Below are 16,578 nucleotides of genomic sequence, written 5' to 3' on the forward strand. Positions count from 1 at the left end.
GAGCTCTTTGCGGGCGAGGTTCGTCCTGTCGGCACCGCACTGCCGGCCCCCCCAATTCCGCTCTTCTGTTCTGATCGCGACCGGGCGCGACGAGGTAATGACCATGACTCAGATGAACCGCACACTCCGAGGCACTGCCAGATTCCTGCTCCTCCCACTTCTCGCCATGCTCGCTGCGTCGGGTTGTGGCGAGTCCTCTTCGCCTGGCGCGACCGGTGAGGTCGACAACACCGGAGGGGCCGGTCCGGGGACCGGAGGCGGCGCCACAGCCAGCACGACAGCGGGAACCGGAGGCGGCGCCACAGCCAGCACGACCGCGGGAACCGGGGGCGGCGCCACAGCCAGCACGACCGCGGGAACCGGAGGCGGCGCCACGGTAGGGACCGGATCGGATAGCAGCGGGGCGAGCACCAGCAGCGGGTCGAGCTCAGGTCCGACGTTCCACATCTTCATGCTCATGGGCCAGTCGAACATGGCTGGCGTCGCGGACAAACAGGCCAGTGACCAAAATTCTGACGCCCGGCTCAAGGTCCTCGGCGGATGCAATCAGCCGGCCGGACAGTGGAACGTGGCCAATCCGCCGCTCAACGACTGCCCTGGTGAAAAGGGATGGAACCTGTCGACCTCCGTCGACCCGGGCATCTGGTTCGGCAAGACCCTCCTCGGAAAGCTGCCTGAGGGGGACACGATCGGGCTGGTCGGCACGGCCGAGAGCGGTGAATCGATCAACACGTTCATCTCTGGCGGCTCGCATCACCAGATGATCTTGAACAAGATCGCCAAGGCGAAGACGGCCGAGAACGCGCGCTTCGCGGGCATCATCTTCCACCAGGGTGAGTCCGACAGCGGCCAGACCTCATGGCCCGGCAAGGTCGTTCAGCTCTATAACGAGGTGAAAGAAGCCTGGGGTGTCGACTACGACGTTCCCTTCATCCTTGGAGAGCTCCCCGCGGGCGGGTGCTGCAGCGGCCACAACAACCTCGTGCACCAAGCGGCCGATATGCTGCCTGACGGATACTGGGTCTCTCAGGATGGGACCAAGGTCATGGATCAGTACCACTTCGATCATGCGTCCGTCGTGCTCATGGGCACGCGTTATGGCGAGAAGATGATCGACGCTTTGGGGTGGTGACCTGAGGCGTCTCCGCATCTTCACCTCGCCGAGGAGGACTGCGGTAACTGCGCCTGCCGTGGTCAGTCGACCATGGAGCATCCCCTCGAAGTCTGGGGGAAAATCCGCGGCATCGCGGCGCGCGTGGTAAGGTGCGCCGCATGCTGATCGCCTCTCAGATCGTCGTCACGCTGATCGGAGCCCTTCACATCTACATCCTCGTCCTGGAGATGTTCTTGTGGCGCACCGAACGAGCGTACAAGGCGTTCGGTACGACCCCCGAGGTCGCCGCGATCACCGCGCCGCTGGCGGCCAACCAGGGGCTCTACAACGGATTCCTCGCCGCGGGCCTGCTCTGGGGCGTCATCCATCCGAACAGGGCCTTTGCGTGGCAAATCCAGGCCTTCTTCCTCCTCTGCGTGGCCGTCGCCGGCGTCTACGGCGCCGCGACGGCAAAGCGATCCATCCTGTTCGTGCAGACCATCCCGTCGGCCATCGGCCTCGCCTTGGTCCTGCTCGCCAATCGGGCGGGTGGCTGAAGCGAAGCGGCTCGGCCGACGGCGGCCGCGCGGCGGAGCAGCTCGTCTCTCAGGTTCCTCGCTGGCGGCGTGCGGGGTCGTGCCTTCGGGGCGTCAGAACCCGCCCTCCAGGCCGAAGTTCGGGACGGTGACAGGCCCGAACGTCGTCGGCTCGCACGGCGAGAACGCATCGCACCTCCCCGGCAGGGTCTCCTTCGACAGCGTGGCGTTGAGCACGTCGAGGACGACCGCCAGCCAGCCCGACTTCCCGATCGACCAGCGCTTCTCCAGGCGGACATCGAGGCGGAAGAACGGCGGCAGCCGCTCCCACCGCGGCGCTCCGCCGGCGAGGGATCCGGAGCCTCCGGGGACGCCGCCGATCGGCGGGAGCGTCGCGCCGCCGATCCTCTGGGGGAGCCCGGAGTAGAACACGAAGCGCCCGCCAGCCCTGTACCCGCGGCCGAGGTCGTAGGTCAGCGCGACGTTCGCCACGTGGGTCCGATCGAACGAGCTCAGTTGCCGGCTTCGGCCGATGCTCCGCGTGGAGCGCGACAGCGTGTACGACGCGAACCCGCCGACGCGCCGCGTGAGCCGCCGGTGGGCCGACAGCTCCACGCCGGTCGCGGCGCCGAGCGCGCGGAGCGTGAAGGCGTCCTCGACCGAGTCGAGGCCGAGCGAGCCGAGCGCGTCGGTCATGTTGAAGAAGGCGTTGTGGAACACCGAGACCGTGGCCGTGATGTCCTCCGGCAGCGCGAGCTCGAGGCCGGCGCTCGACTGGAAGCTCCGCTGGAGGCCGTCCTGGAGGCGCGGGCGGAAGCCGGGGATCGGGACGACGAAGCTCGGCAGCTGCGAGGCGATGCCGTGCGCCTGCACGAACGTCACGCCGCGCCCGAGGGAGAGCCGCGCCGAGAGCCGCGGATCCACGGCGAGCGCGACCGTGCCGTCCGAGTGGTAGAGATCGAGCCGGAGCCCAGGGGTGATGCGCAGTCGCGGGGTGATCGCGATGTCGGACTCGATGTAGCCGCCCACCGTGAGGTCGACGCGGCTCAAGAGGAGATCGTCGACGGGGACGTCGTCGTCATCGTCCGGCGCGACGCTGCCCGGAGGGTCGCCGGCGTCGGTCCCGAGATCGATCTCGTTGTCGTCGATCACGGCGTCGATGCCGGCGCGGATCGTGGTCTCGTCGCGCAGCCGGTGAGCGAGCGAGAGGCGCGCGCCGAGGCTCCGAGTCAGCGCTTTCTGGTCGTTCCCGATCCCCGTCTCGTCGTGGCCGAGCGTCAGCGCGCCGCGCAGCGCGCTGCCCTGGCCATAGGCCTGGTCGTACCGGAGATCGAGCCGGTGAAATGTCGTGTCGAAGAGGGTCGTCCTCTCGCCGTCTTCGTCGCTCGCGAGGAAGTCGTGGGCGCCGAACGCGAAGAGGCTCAACCGGCCTTCCGGGACGACCTCGTAGGACAGCCGGGCCTGGTAATCCCAGTAATCGAGCGCGACCTCGGGGGCGGCGAGCGAGAGGAGCAACGCCGTGTACGAGTAGCGGCCGCCCACGAGCGCGACCCCGCGGCCGCCGGCGAAGGGCCCCTCGACGAGCCCGCCCACGTCGACGAGCCGCAGCATGCCCTCACCGTGCCAGTACGGGAGCGGCGGCGTCGTCTCGCCCGCGACGATGCCGCCGGCGTACCGACCGTGACGCGCGGGGTAGCCGCCAGGATAGAGGTCGACGCGATCGACGATGCCGGGATGGACCACGGAGGGCCCGAGCCCGAGGTGATAGAGGTAGGGGACGCGAATGCCATCGAGGAAATAGCCGACGTTGCCCGGCGGTGAGCCGCGGACGTAGAAGAACGGCAGCCCCGAGACGATGGGGGTCACCCCGGGGAGCACCTCGAGGGCGCGGAAGGGGTCGCCGAACGCGCCGGGGACGATCCTGACCTCGCCGCGGCTCAAGCTGGAGACGCCGGGCGCCGGCTGCTCGCCGCGCACGGTGACCTCGATCGCGTGCGGCGCGCTCGGCGCCGGCGCGGCTTCCGTGGCCGGGCGCTCCGGCGCGGGCGCGGAGGCGCCGGGCGCGGCTGCGGAGGCGTCGGGCGGCGCGGGCGATGCGGCCTCGGTGAAGCGGACCTCGACGCGGATCCTGGCGGCGGCCGGCGCGCCGTTCCTTGTGGCCGGCGCAAAGCGGAACGACGTTGCGGCGGCCACGGCGGCCGATGCGAACGGCTCCGCGCCCTCCTCGGCGACCGCGGAGCGGACGGTCCCGTCGGCGTTGACCGTGAGGACGAGGCGGACCGTGGCGTCACCATGCGCCCCAGCAGGGTAGTCGGCGCCGAGCGGCGTGAGCGGCGTTGGTGGGACGAGTGCTGCTGGTGCCGCATCGGGGGGCGGCGCCGCCGGCAGCGCATCGGAGGGCGGCGCCGCCGTTGGCGCATCGGGGGGCGGCGCCGCCGGTGCCGGCGGCGCATCACCGGACGGCTCCGCGGGCGGTTTTGCATGGGGCAGCGGCGTGTCGGGCGCGGCGGCGGCGACGCACGGCGCGAGCGTGATCGCGAGCAGCGCTGCGGCTGCCGTGGATCGCCGGAGGAAGCGCATCGCCGCGCCGCGGAGAGGCGGCTCAGCGAGGACCAGAGCGGGGCGCTGGGTCGAAGAGCGTGGCGGCCAAGTGGTCGAAACCATGGATGTTTTCATGTGAGCGGCGCTCGCGCCGGCGTCCTGATGGGCTTCCTGGGGACCGGTCGCATCGGATCGCTCTCGTCGGATGGGGGTGTCCCGGGGGGACGACCGCCAGCTTCTGCCATGATCTACGCCGAACGACCGCCCACTTCCCCCTCACGGGCGAACACCGCGCTGCGCTGCCAGGCCTTCCTGTGGAGCGCCCTCTCCGGACCGCTCTGGTCGGTGGGCGATGACGGCGCAATGCGATTGCTGGAAAGCTGTTTGCCGCGAATCGTTCAAGGAGCACCGCTTGCCTCGCTTGGTACCGCTGCGGTACGGCAGTATCCTCGGGCAAACGCATGATCCTCCGACTTATCTTCTCCATTCTGCCCGTCCTTGCGCCGGTCGCCTGGCTGACGGGCTGCAGCGACGGCGAGCGCCCCTCGACGCCCGAGTCGTCGACCTCCTCAGGCTCAGGCGGCGCGAACGCAGGCAGCGGCGGCGCGGCGGCGACGACCTCCGAAGCCACCGGCGCGGGGGGCGGCGCGACGACCAGCGGCGCGACGAGCGGCAGCACGACCGCCAGCAGCACGACGACCGGCGGCGGCGGGGCGGAGCCTGTCGCGCCGGGGATCGTCAAGCTCGGCGAGGGAAAGCTCGCGGAGTCGGGGCTCACCGTGGTGTCCTACGGCGGCTACCTGAACGGCGAGTCGTTCCAGCAGGACGCGATCGTGTCGTTCGGCGGCTTCCAGTACACCGCCTTCTGGAACACCAACCGCAACGTCGTCCTCGCGCGACGGCGGCTGTCGACGAGCCCCGGCGGAGCCGCAGGCGGCTGGGAGAAGTTCGACTTCAAGGAGTATCGGCTGAGCGCCGACGACGCCCACAACACGATCTCTCTCGGGATCGCGCCAGGCGACGGCACGCTGCACCTCGCGTTCGATCACCACGGCAGCGACCTGCACTACCGCCGCTCGGTCACGGGCTTCCTGACGGACCCGGAAGGCGCGGCCTGGGCCGCCTCGAGCTTCGGCGCCGTCGCGAGCGCGCTCGTCGGATCGAGCCGAATCTCCCTCGTGACCTATCCGCGGTTCGTCACCGAGCCTGGCGGAGACAGGCTCCTCCTGAGCGCCCGGATCGGCGAGAGCGGCAGCGGCGACGAGCACCTGTGGGAGTACGACGCGACGACGCACGCCTGGACCGCGCTCGGCGAGTACATCGAGGGCACCGACGCCAGCATGAACGCCTACCTGCACGGGCTGTCGTACACGCGCGGCGGCTCGCGCCTGCACGCGGCGTGGTGCTGGCGGGACACGCCCGACGCGACGACCAACCACGATCTCCTGTACGTCTACAGCGACGATCACGGGCGCACCTGGAAGAACAACGCGGGCGCCACGGTCGCGACGACCGGCGCCTCCTTCGTGACACGGAGCACGACGGGCCTCTCCGTGTGGCCCATCGGCCAGAACCGAGGGCTCATCAACCAGGAACACATGACGGTCGACGCGAGCGGCCGCGTCCATGTGCTGCTCTCGCACCTCCCCGACACCGAGGCCGACAATTCGAACTTCACGAGCGCCCGAACGCGCAGCGAGTTCTTCCATTATCTCCGCGACACCGACGGGACCTGGGCGCGCCACGGCATCGGCCTGAAGGTGGTACAGAACTTCCGGGGCAAGCTCGCGATCTCTTCCACCGAGAACGTCTATGCGATCCTCCCCGATCTCCGCATCGCCGGCGCCTCCCCGAGCGACGGCTACGCGACCTGGACGCTCCTCGATGCCGCCGACTCGGGTCGGTTCTTCTCTGATCCTCTGATCGACGCCGCCCGACTCGAGGCCTCGGACGAGCTCACCGTGTTCTACCCAGCGCGGAGCTCCGTGGACATCTGGGGCCTGGAGTACGCGCTCCGCTGAGCCGCGCGAAGGACGCTCGTCGGTCCCCGAGCGCGCCCTTCACGGCCTCATCCCCCCGTGCGAGCGCACGAGCTCTTCCGTGGCGCCGTCCCCGTTGCCCGCCAGCTCTGCCCTGATCGACGGATCTTCCGGTTGTTCCGCCGGACGACGCTCCTGATGCTCGCGGGCGCGCTCCGCGTCCGTATCGGACAAGCGTCAATCGGCGCTGAGCGGTCCAATCAGAGCGGCAATCCATGCCACATGGGGACGCGCGTCGCGTTCGGCGCCGCGCAGGCACGCTCGGTGCTCGTCCCGAGGCGCGGTCTTGCCGGTGGCGAGGGCGTGCACTGCCGCGAACGCCGCGGCGGCAAGGGACACTCGCGCAGCGAGCCCCGGCGCGCTCCGGCCAGGAGGAGCGTTACCCATGAACCCGGACGCGTTCGTCAAGCGCCGATTCGCATTCATCCTGGGAGGAATGGTCGCGGTCTCCGCGTATTTTCAGGCCTCCGGGGTATCTCATCTCATCGCCCACCAGATCACGCGGGACGGCGAGACCTCCGCCCCGCCCGTCACAGATCCTGTCGAAGCGCCGCTCTCCGAGGATCCCCGGCCGAGCGCGGCGCCGATCCTGGAGCGCAATCCGTTCGACTCGACGACAGGGCCGCTCGTACCCCCGCCGAGCGCCGCGCCCGCCGGCCCGGCGGATCTCTCGCAGCTCGACCCCTACCTCGCTCCACCCTGCGATACGGGCCGCGTCGTGCTGATCGCCATGTCCGAGGACCCCGAATGGTCGTTCGCCGCCTTCGAGAGCGATGGTGGACACACGGCGCTCGGGCGGCGAGGCGGGGAGATCGGCGGCCGGAAGGTCCAGGACATCGCCTGGGATCGGGTGTGGATGACCTCGACCTCGGGGGGCGCGCGCTGCCAGATGCAGCTCGGAAAGAAGGGCGGAGAGGGCGGCAAGAAGGAGCCCGAGCCGCAGGCGCCAGCGCCGGCTCCGTCCCGCGCGACGTACCGCCCGAGCAGCAGGAGCGATGTCCCGCCCGAGATCGCCTCGCGGATGCAGCGGGTGAGCGACACGGAGATCGACATCGACCGCTCGGCCGCCGAGAAGATCTTCGCGCAGCCCGAGCTCGTGACGCAGACCTCGGCGGCGGTCCCGGAGATGCGGGACGACAAGGTGGTCGGGCTGAAGATGATGATCAAGCCCGGCTCGGTGCTCGAGTCGTTCGGGCTGCAGAGCGGCGATCTCGTGAAGTCGGTCAACGGCATCGACCTGACCGACCCACAGAAGGCCATGCTGGCCTACTCGCGCATGCGCTCCGACAAGAGCCTGTCCGTCGTCGTCGAGCGCGACGGCCGCCCGACGAGGCTCAGGGTCAACATTCGCTGAGGCGAGGAGGCGGGCCGGGCCGGCAGCCGCGCTCCGTGCAGGAGCGACGCCGAGCGCCCCCGGGCTTGTCGCACACGCAGGCGGCGGCCGGGCGGCTGACGCCGAGGTCGAATGCCGGCGCACGGACGACTCCTGCCGAACAATGGTCGATCGCCGCTGTCTCTGGCTGGAGCGCCCGACGGCGGCCGAGGCCGTCGCTCGGGAGCGGAGCGACAGAACAGATGCGGCGCTCACCCGTCAGACCGAGCACCCGCTCTGTCCGCGGGAGGGGAAGACCATGAACGAACTCGGAATCGTGTGGGTGAAGCGAGCGCTCGTCGGCGGCTCGCTCGTGCTGGGGCTCTCGGGGGCGGGGATCGCGTGCAGCACGAAGGAAGCCCCCGCGACGTCGGAGGCGTCCCCGGCGTCGATGCCGCTGGGGAACGCCGCCGAGGCGAAGCGCGAGGCCGTGGGGTCGGCCGCCGAACCCCTGGCGGCGCGTGGGGCCGCCGCCCCCAGGCTCGACATGGCGGGCGGGAAGGGGCGCGCGGGCGTCGACGGCCTGGTGGTCCCCGCCCCGTCGGCCACCGGAGCGCCGGGCGAGGGCGCTGCCCGCGCCGCGGCGCCCGAGGCCGCGGGCCTCGACCCGAACGGCCGCTTCGCCACCACGTACCGCCCCGGCGGCGGCCACCTCGCCGCGTTCGAGTCCGCTGTCGCGCGCGGCATCGTCCCACCCGACGGGCGCGAGCTCGTCAGCGACGTCGGCGCCCGCTACGCCCCGTCGATCGACGTCCCGAAGGGCTCGGCGCTCGCCCTGCGCACGGACCTCGAGCGCACGCGGGTCCCGCCCGGCGGCGGCCCCGTGCACGTGCGCGTCGCGCTCCGCTCGACGGCGCAGGCGCCCGCGGCGCGGCCGCACCTGTCGGTGCACCTCGTGCTCGACGTGAGCGGATCCATGCAGGGCGAGCCCATGGCGCGGGCGCGCGACGCGGCCCGGGCGCTCGTCGACAAGCTCGACGCGAACGACGACTTCTCCCTTGTCACCTTCTCGAGCGGCGCCGACGTCAGGATCGACGATGGGCCCGTCGGGCCGCGGCGAGCGGAGATCAAGGCCACGATCGACGGCATCCGCGAGGGCGGCGGCACCAACATCGGCCAGGGCCTCGCGCTCGGCTACGCGCAGGCCGGCCGGCCGGGCATCCCGGAGGGCGCGGTGAAGGTCGTGCTGCTGCTCTCCGACGGCCGCGCGAACTCCGGGATCACGAGCTCGGAGCGGCTCTCGAGGCTCGCGCTCGACGCCTTCCAGGGCGGCGTCCAGACGAGCACGTTCGGGCTCGGCGCCGACTACGACGGCGCGCTGATGAGCTCGATCGCGAGCGACGGCGCGGGCGGGTACTACTACCTGCGCGATCCCGATCAGATCGCCCCGGCCCTCGCGACGGAGCTCGACAGGCGGCTCGATCCTGTCGCGACCGCGGTCGAGCTGCGGGTGCGGCTGAAGCCGGACGTGAAGCTGCTCCAGGTCTACGGGTCGCGCCGGCTGAACGACGTGGAGGCGGCGCGCGTGCGGACGATCGAGGTCGCGGCGGACGCGCAGTCCCAGCGGCGCGACGGCATCGAGCGGGACCGGCAGGACGACGCCGAGGGCGGGATGCGGTTCTTCATCCCGGCGTTCTCGCGCGACGACAGCCACGCGATGCTCTTCAAGCTGGGCCTCCCGGCGGGCGCGGACACGCGGGCCATCGCGGTGATCGAGCTCAAGTACAAGGACCGCGTCGCCAAGAAGAACGTCGTGGACGAGGCGCCGCTCCGGGTCGCGTACGCGACCGGCGACGCGGACAGCGCGGCGAGCGTCGACCCGTCGGTCGCGCGCACGATCCAGGGCTTCGCCGCCGGCGAGACGCTGGCCGAGGCCGCCCGTCAGATCGCGCTCGGCGATCGCGACCGCGCCGCCGCGCTGCTCTCCGAGCGGGAGGGGATCCTGCATGCCGCGGCCGAGGCGCTCGGGGAGCCGCTCTTCCTCAAGGATGCGGCCCGCCTCGCGCGCCTCCGGGGCCACGCGGGGGCCGCGGGCGGCCTGGGTGATCCGCTCGTCCTGGCGATGCTGCTCGAGACGGCGTCGCGGACGCACCTTCACTGAGGGCGAGGCTCGGGGCACGATGGCGCGAGGGCGATCCACCGGCGGAGCCGAGGGGCGGACATGACCCAGACATTCACACTCCGGCGCGATGTGGCGGCGCAGCACGTCGACGTCGCGCCGGGCGGCGAGATCGTCCTCCGCGGCAAGCTGGTCTGCTCGACCGACGCCTCGATCATCGACGCGGCGACGACGACCTGGCCCGCCGGCGCGCCGGGCGGCGCGTCGGTCGACAGCGGCGGGCTCGTCGACCTCGAGCAGGGCGGCTTCCACATGACGAGCCGCGACCCCGCGACCCACGAGGTCCACGCCATCGCGACCGGGGATCCGGCCCCCGCGTGCGCGCTCGCGGGCGTGGAGGCCCCGTGCCTTCCGCTCCGGCTCCTGCCGCTCGCGCGCTCGCGGCTCCAGACGGCGCAGGAGCTGGGCAGCTGCCTTCGCGGGGGCATCACGGTCGAGGTGCCGGACGCCGTGCTCCCGCCCGTCGCGCCCGCGGCCGTTCCTTACGTGCAGGGCGCGGCCGTGCTGCTCGGCGTCTCCGTGCTCGCGTCGATCGGGTGGGTCGTGCAGCGCCGGCGCGCCCGATCGCCGCGCGGCCGCCTGCTCGATCTTGCGAAGCGCACCCGGGCCAAGCTGAGGGCCGCTGACCCGGTCGTGGCCGCGCCGCTCGTGCCGGCCGTGGAGGCCGCGCTGGGCGCGCTGAAGCGGCGGCGTGTGGACGCCGCCTCGACGGAGGGCAAGCGGGTCGCGGAGGTGCTGCGGCGGGTGGAGCTGCGCCTCGACGCGTCGGCCGTGGAGGCGCGCGCCGACAGGGAGCAGCAGGCGGCGGACGAGCTCGTCCGCGAGATCGAGAGCGCGCTCGAGGCGGTCGACGAGGTGGACGGCGCGCGGCGCGGGCGGGCCTGAGGTCGACCAGCCCCCGCCGGAGGTCTGCGCGACGCTGCTGTCGCGCGGCGTCCATCTCGCCTCCATCCGCGCGATGTACCGGCTGCTCGCCGCCTCCGGCGAGCGCGGCGAGCGGCGCGCCCAGCGTGCGCCGATGAAGCACGCCAAGCGGGCGCTCACCGCCGCGGCCCCAACCCGATCTGGACGTGGGACATCACCAGGCTGCGCGGGCCGCTGCCTGGGGTCTTCTACTTCCTGTACGTCGTCCTCGACCTGCTCAGTCGCATGACCGTCGGCTGGAGCCGGAACGCGCCTCTCTGCGCGATCCACTCATAGGATTCTCGTCCGGCCTGTCTCAGTCCTGTTGGCATTTTCCGCTCCCTCTGTGCCAATGTTGGATGAGAAACACGAGCAATGAAACCGCGCAAAATGGCGTTGTGTCGCGGTCGCTTCATGGCGTATAAATCTAGTCGAAGGACCACATGATCTTCCAGGGAGAGCATGGGTGTCCGGACAAGGTTTCGGACTCTGCGAATGGCACTACGTGATCCTGTGTGATCGGTTGCGAATGTCGTTGTCTCCCCTGGTCTCAATGCGCGACAGAGAGTCCCTGACAGGCGAGTCGCTTCGTGTGCATCTTCGGGAAACATTGGAAACACCTATGAAAAATTCAAAGCAGAATCAGTCCTCTCGTTGGTTCATACTGGCGTTCGCGTCAGTCGCGCTGGCAGCCTGTGGCGGTGATGACGACACCACAGGGCCCTCGAGCAGCTCATCGTCTTCTAGCAGCTCTTCATCCTCCAGCTCCAGCTCATCTTCGAGCAGCTCCAGCTCGTCTTCGAGCAGCTCCAGCTCGTCTTCGAGCAGCTCCAGCTCGTCTTCGAGCAGCTCCAGCTCGTCTTCGAGCAGCTCCAGCTCGTCTGGCGGCGATCTCGCATTGGTGGTCGCCATTGACTCCGGTAGCAATTCGAGCTCAACGGTTGATGGCGTAGAGTACCAGGCGGACAAATACTCTAGCGGTGGTTCGACCAACAGCACGCAAGACGCTGTCGTTGGCGGGCAGCTCTATCAAACAGAGCGGTATGGTTCGTTCAAGTATGAAGTCCCGGTTACCGCCAATGGCAGGTACACCGTGAAGTTGCATTTTGCGGAAATCGACAAAACCAGCGCTGGATCGCGCAAGTTCAGCGTTGCGGTCGAAGGCAACACGGTTGTCAGTGATCTGGATATTTATGCGGAGGTCGGTCATGACGTGGGCTACACGGAGACCTTCGCGGATATCGCGGTGAATGACGGCAGCGTCACGATTGAGCTGATCAAGGGGGTGGATAACCCGACGATCGCAGGATTTGCCATTTTCTCCAACGATGGAGAGTTGGATACGACGGTCAAGCCCGACCCCCTCCCCGATTTCTCCAAGTACTCGGCCTACACTCAGCAATACACTGAGAAGACCGTGATCAATTCGAATCACGCGACGGGCCACGTCGGTGAGTTCTTCTTCACTCACTGGAAAGACGGCGGCTCTACGTCTTTGACCGTGGACCCGAATGGCGAATTCAGCGTGACCTGGCAGGGCGGCGGCTATAACTATGTCGGTGGTCCAGGATGGCATTACGGAGATGAGAAGAGGGTGATCGGCTACCGCCTCAATAACGACAGCGGCGCGAGCTATATCGCTTTGTACGGCTGGGGGTACGACAAGACCATGCCTACTTCCAACGCGGCACACCTGGTGGAGTATTACATCCTGCAGCGATGGAGTTATGATCCCAGCCAGGGCGCTACCGCTGGCAAGACCTTCACGAGCGATGGAGTTCAGTATTCCACGTACCGCTCGACGCGGCAGCAGCAGCCCTCTATCAATGGTCGCTCCACCTTCTACCAATACTGGAGCAAGCCTGCTCAGCCGCAGGCTCTCGGGCAGGATCACAAGATCGTATTCGCCGATCACGTGAAGGCATGGGCCGACAACGGCTGGATCCTTCCGAACACGAACAACCTGGACGCGAGCGACGATCCCACCTATCAGGTCCTGGCCGTCGAGGTGTTCAACCCCGGTAGCAATGGGACTGCGTCTGGTCGCGTCTGGAACGCGACGCCCTGATCCAATGCCTCGATGGCGCCGTGCTCGACGCCATCGAGGCTCTCCGCTTCGCTCCGACCCGCTTCGCGGGCGCCCTTTCGGGCGGCCTCCGCCCAACGGCCGGCGCCGACCGACGGTGCCGAGCGATTCGCGCGCGTGTCCGCCGCAAGGCCGCGACGCGTCGCTCAGCGGATCGGGCCGGCGATCTCCGGGCGCGGCGCCGGGGCCGCCTTCGCCGCGGGCTCGAGCGGCGCGCAGCCGTCGGCGGCGAAGGGGCCGATCGCCGGCTCGCCCTTGACGAACGCCGAGACGCGGCGCATCCGCTTGGCGAACGCAGCCTCGGTCTCGGCGCGCCGGGGGTCGGCCGCGAGCGGGACGGTCCCGAGGCCCTCGCTGCGCACGGGGCAGATCTCCGCGAGGGGCGGCGCGCCCCGCCGCAGGCGCAGGCGCGCGAGCATCGCGAGCTCGACCGCGGGGCCGGTCCTCTTCACCTTCATGAGGAAGTTGCCGAGGCTGTAGAAGATGGGCCGGCCGCGGCGGAGCTCGATGCCCTGGAGCACGTGCGGGTGGTGGCCGAGGAAGGCGTCGGCGCCCGCGTCGATGGCGGCGCCGGCGAGCGCGCGCGCCTGGGGCAGCGGGGTGTCCAGGTACTCGGTGCCGCCGTGGTAGCTCACAACGACCGCGTCCACGCCGGGCTGCTTGCGCGCGGCGCGCACCGCGGCGGCGAGCCCGTCCCGCTCCGCGCCCGCGACGAACTCCCGCGCCGGGTGCTGCCAGAGCGAGCCCTGGTTCCAGATGCCGGTCACGGCGAGCAGCGCCACGCGGAAGCCGCGGCGCTCGACGACGGCCGGCGCGTACGCCTGGAGCCGCGTCCGGCCGGCGCCCACGTAGGCGACGCCCGCGCGCTCCAGGTGGCCGAGCGTCTCGAGGAACGCGCCCTTGCCGTAGTCCCACATGTGGTTGTTCGCGAGCGACACCACGCCGATGCCGGCGCGCGCGAGCGCGTCCGCGCCGGCCGGTGGGCCTACGAACACGAGCGGCTGGCGCGCGTGCTGGGTCTCTCCGCGCTGGTCGCTGAGCTGGTTCTCGAGGTTGACGAAGCGCACGTCGGCGGACGCGAACAGCGCCGCGACGGAGGCGAACGGATCGTACGCCGGATCGCGGAGCAGCTCCTGGCCGAGCGCCTTGCCGAGGCAGACGTCGCCGCCGGCAATGAGCGTGATCGCGTCGGCCGGCGCGGCGGCGGCCCGCGCGGCGGTGGCGGCGGCGGCCCGCGCGGCGGTGGCGGCGGCGGCCCGCGCGGCGGTGGCGGCGGCGGCCGGCGCGGCGGCGGCGGCCGCCGCGGCGCGAGCCTCCCGGGGCCCTTCTGCGGCGTCGCGGGGCGCGGCCGGCGCGACGGCGGGCGGCGGCGCGAGCCCGGCGCCCACGTTGGCGGGTCGCTCGCAGCCGATCTGCGCGGCCACGGCGCACGTCGCGAGGAAGCAAAGGGCAGGGCGCATCTCGAGCGGCGTCTCGGAGCGCATTATCCACGGGCGCGCGGCGGCTCCCAAGTATCCGGTGGCTCGCGCGCCGCCCTTCGTGCCACCATCGCGGCGCGTTGAGCGGGCGACGAGGAGGCGCGGCGGCCACCGGCGGCAGCGCCCTCGCGATGAACGCCAGGCCTGCTCCAGCGCGATCTACTCCGGATTGGACGCGCGCTCGTGCGCGGGTTGCTTGGAAGGTCTTATCTCCATGGTGAATCGAAGACGTGAGACTCCCTCGGGCTCGACGCTGCTCTCTTCGCGCGGCGCGACGCCGGCGAGCACGCGCATCGTGCCGGGCCCCGCGGCGCGCGACGAGGCGCGCGACGAGGAGCGCAAGGACGGCTGGGGCTTTGCCGACACCCGGTTCGTCGTCAAGCCGAGCGGCAGCGTCGTGCTCACCGGCACGCGGTACAGCATCAGCAACGTCGAGCTGCCGTCGCTGCTCCCGTGGATGTCGGCCACGCTCGCCGCGCCGCTTTCCTACGAGAACCGCAACGAGCCGCACTACCCGCCTCGGATCCCCGACGCCAAGGTCGCGAGCGAGCTGCTCGCCGCGCTCCGCGGCTTCCTGGCGGACGATCAGATCTCGCAGGATCCGCTCGTGCGCCTCCGGCGCGGCCACGGCCACACCGGGGCCGAGATCTGGGCGATCCGCTACGAGCGCCTCGAGCGCGTCCCGGATCTCGTCGTGTTCCCCGCCTCGCACGACGACGTCGTGCGCGTCACCGAGGCCGCCAAGCAGCACGGCGCGTGCCTCGTCCCGTTCGGCGGCGGCACCAACGTCACGGACGCCCTGCGCCTGTCGATCCATGAGGAGCGGACCGTGATCGCGGTGGACATGCGGCGCATGAACAGGATCCTCTGGCTCGATCCCGTGAACCGCATGGCCTGCATCGAGGCGGGCGCGACCGGGCGGCACATCGTCGCGGAGCTCGAGAAGCACGGGCTCACCATGGGCCACGAGCCCGACAGCCTCGAGTTCTCGACCCTCGGGGGGTGGATCGCGACGAACGCGAGCGGGATGAAGAAGAACCGTTATGGCAACATCGAGGATCTCGTCCTCGACATGCAGGTCGTGACCGCGCATGGCGTGGTCGAGCGGCCGCACGTTGCCCCGCGCGAGAGCGTCGGCGCCAACCCGAAGAACTGCATGTTCGGCAGCGAGGGCAACTATGGAATCGTCACCAGCGCTGTCGTCAAGCTGTTCCCCCTGCCGGAGGTCCAGCGCTACGGCAGCGTCATCTTCCCCGACCTCGCGCGCGGGCTCGCGTTCCTCTATGACCTGCAGGGCGCCGGCGCGCTGCCCGCGAGCGTGCGCGTCATGGACAACACGCAGTTCCATTTCGGTCAGGCGCTCAAGCCGAAGAAGTCCGGGGTGCTCGCCCGGGTGAAGAGCGAGGCGGAGAAGCTCGTGGTGACCCGGATCAAGGGCTTCGATCCGCACCAGCTCGCCGTCGCCACCCTCGTGTTCGAGGGGACGAAGGAGGAGGTCGACTTCCAGGAGAAGACGCTCTACCGCATCGCGGCGCAGCACGGCGGGATGAAGGCGGGCGCGGCGAACGGCGAGCGTGGTTATCAGCTCACCTTCGGCATCGCGTACATCCGCGATCTCACGTTCGAGCACTGGGCGATCGCGGAGAGCTTCGAGACGAGCGTCCCGTGGAGCCGCGCGCTCGAGCTCTACGACCGGGTGCGCCAGCGCGTCCTGCGCGAGCACGAGCAGCGGCGCCTGCCTGGCAAGCCGTTCTTCACCGGCCGCATCACCCAGGTCTACCCCACGGGGGTCTGCATCTATTTCTATCTCGGCTTCTACGCCAAGGGCGTCGACGACCCCGTGCGCCATTACGCCGAGATGGAGCACGCCGCGCGAGAGGAGATCCTCGCCGCCGGAGGGTCGCTGTCCCACCATCATGGAATCGGCAAGATCCGGCAGGATTTCGTGAAGGACATCTACTCGGACGGCGCGCGCGCCTTCATGCGGCAGGTGAAGCAGGCCGTCGATCCGGACAACCTGTTCGGCGCCGCGAACCACGGCGTGGTCGGCGAGGTCGCGCTGTCGAGCGCGGCGCTCCGCGAATCCGAGGTATCGCATGCTGAGACGGGCGGTTCACCGGCTGGACATGCGACGTTGACTCGATAGCTCACCCACGCCCCGGAGCGGGCGCCTCCACGTAACCGCCTGCGGAGACGAGCACGCTGTCGAGCCGCGTGCGCCCGAAGATGCGTAGGACGCCGTCGAGTCGCTGATCTGGCAGAATCAGGACCAGAAGGGGAAGTCTTTCCCACCGAGGTCCTGGTACATCATGGGCACGACGCAGCATCTTGCCCCCGTCTGCGAGGTGACGCACGAGGGCACCGCCGGCACGCTCGGCGCGCAGTGAGCGCATGTTCCGGGCCGGGGTGGT

11 protein-coding genes are annotated in these 16,578 nt (G+C 70.3%); 8 read left to right on the top strand and 3 right to left on the bottom strand.

What is annotated here, in order from left to right; translation table 11 throughout:
• The first annotated feature begins 451 nt into the window (after positions 1 to 451).
• Together WMF29_RS48690 and WMF29_RS48695 are read left to right on the top strand one after the other, a co-directional pair.
• Positions 452 to 1,132: a sialate O-acetylesterase gene (locus WMF29_RS48690; RefSeq protein ID WP_437326836.1), complete on the top strand. Its 681-nt coding sequence runs from the start codon at positions 452 to 454 to the stop codon at positions 1,130 to 1,132.
• A gap of 140 nt (positions 1,133 to 1,272) precedes the next feature.
• Complete coding sequence (locus WMF29_RS48695; protein ID WP_437326837.1) at positions 1,273 to 1,650, top strand: DUF1304 domain-containing protein; 378 nt, start codon at positions 1,273 to 1,275, stop codon at positions 1,648 to 1,650.
• 93 nt (positions 1,651 to 1,743) lie between these two features.
• Here the strand turns inward: WMF29_RS48695 and WMF29_RS48700 are convergent, their stop codons facing one another.
• Positions 1,744 to 4,209 carry a TonB-dependent receptor domain-containing protein gene (locus WMF29_RS48700; protein WP_437326838.1) on the bottom strand — a complete coding sequence of 822 codons (2,466 nt, stop codon included), beginning with the start codon at positions 4,207 to 4,209 and terminating at the stop codon, positions 1,744 to 1,746.
• Positions 4,210 to 4,631: 422 nt separating this feature from the next.
• Between WMF29_RS48700 and WMF29_RS48705 the strand changes: the two genes are divergently transcribed.
• The 4 genes from WMF29_RS48705 to WMF29_RS48720 all read left to right on the top strand — a co-directional run bounded on the left by WMF29_RS48705 (position 4,632) and on the right by WMF29_RS48720 (position 10,585).
• Complete coding sequence (locus WMF29_RS48705) at positions 4,632 to 6,191, top strand: BNR repeat-containing protein (RefSeq protein ID WP_437326839.1); 1,560 nt, start codon at positions 4,632 to 4,634, stop codon at positions 6,189 to 6,191.
• Positions 6,192 to 6,594: 403 nt separating this feature from the next.
• On the top strand, positions 6,595 to 7,563 hold the full coding sequence (gene gspC / locus WMF29_RS48710; RefSeq protein WP_437326840.1) for a type II secretion system protein GspC: 969 nt from the start codon (positions 6,595 to 6,597) through the stop codon (positions 7,561 to 7,563).
• A gap of 277 nt (positions 7,564 to 7,840) precedes the next feature.
• Positions 7,841 to 9,682, top strand: coding sequence for a vWA domain-containing protein (locus tag WMF29_RS48715; protein WP_437326841.1), 1,842 nt, complete (start codon positions 7,841 to 7,843; stop codon positions 9,680 to 9,682).
• 60 nt (positions 9,683 to 9,742) lie between these two features.
• Positions 9,743 to 10,585, top strand: coding sequence for a hypothetical protein (locus WMF29_RS48720; protein WP_437326842.1), 843 nt, complete (start codon positions 9,743 to 9,745; stop codon positions 10,583 to 10,585).
• 660 nt (positions 10,586 to 11,245) lie between these two features.
• Here the strand turns inward: WMF29_RS48720 and WMF29_RS48725 are convergent.
• Positions 11,246 to 11,515, bottom strand: a complete 270-nt coding sequence (locus tag WMF29_RS48725; RefSeq protein ID WP_437326843.1) for a hypothetical protein — start codon at positions 11,513 to 11,515, stop codon at positions 11,246 to 11,248.
• Between WMF29_RS48725 and WMF29_RS48730 the strand changes: the two genes are divergently transcribed.
• Positions 11,505 to 12,671, top strand: a complete 1,167-nt coding sequence (locus WMF29_RS48730; protein WP_437326844.1) for a glycoside hydrolase family 11 protein — start codon at positions 11,505 to 11,507, stop codon at positions 12,669 to 12,671. The genes WMF29_RS48725 and WMF29_RS48730 overlap by 11 nt on opposite strands.
• A 164-nt stretch (positions 12,672 to 12,835) precedes the next feature.
• On the opposite strand, the gene WMF29_RS48735 is transcribed toward WMF29_RS48730, so the two are convergent.
• Positions 12,836 to 14,149: a CapA family protein gene (locus tag WMF29_RS48735; RefSeq protein ID WP_437326845.1), complete on the bottom strand. Its 1,314-nt coding sequence runs from the start codon at positions 14,147 to 14,149 to the stop codon at positions 12,836 to 12,838.
• Between the two features lie 232 nt (positions 14,150 to 14,381).
• Between WMF29_RS48735 and WMF29_RS48740 the strand changes: the two genes are divergently transcribed.
• Positions 14,382 to 16,313, top strand: coding sequence for an FAD-binding oxidoreductase (locus WMF29_RS48740; RefSeq protein ID WP_437326846.1), 1,932 nt, complete (start codon positions 14,382 to 14,384; stop codon positions 16,311 to 16,313).
• The last annotated feature ends 265 nt before the right edge of the window (positions 16,314 to 16,578 follow it).

It is taken from the genome of Sorangium sp. So ce381 (assembly GCF_051473845.1).
GTDB lineage: Bacteria > Myxococcota_A > Polyangia > Polyangiales > Polyangiaceae > Sorangium > Sorangium atrum.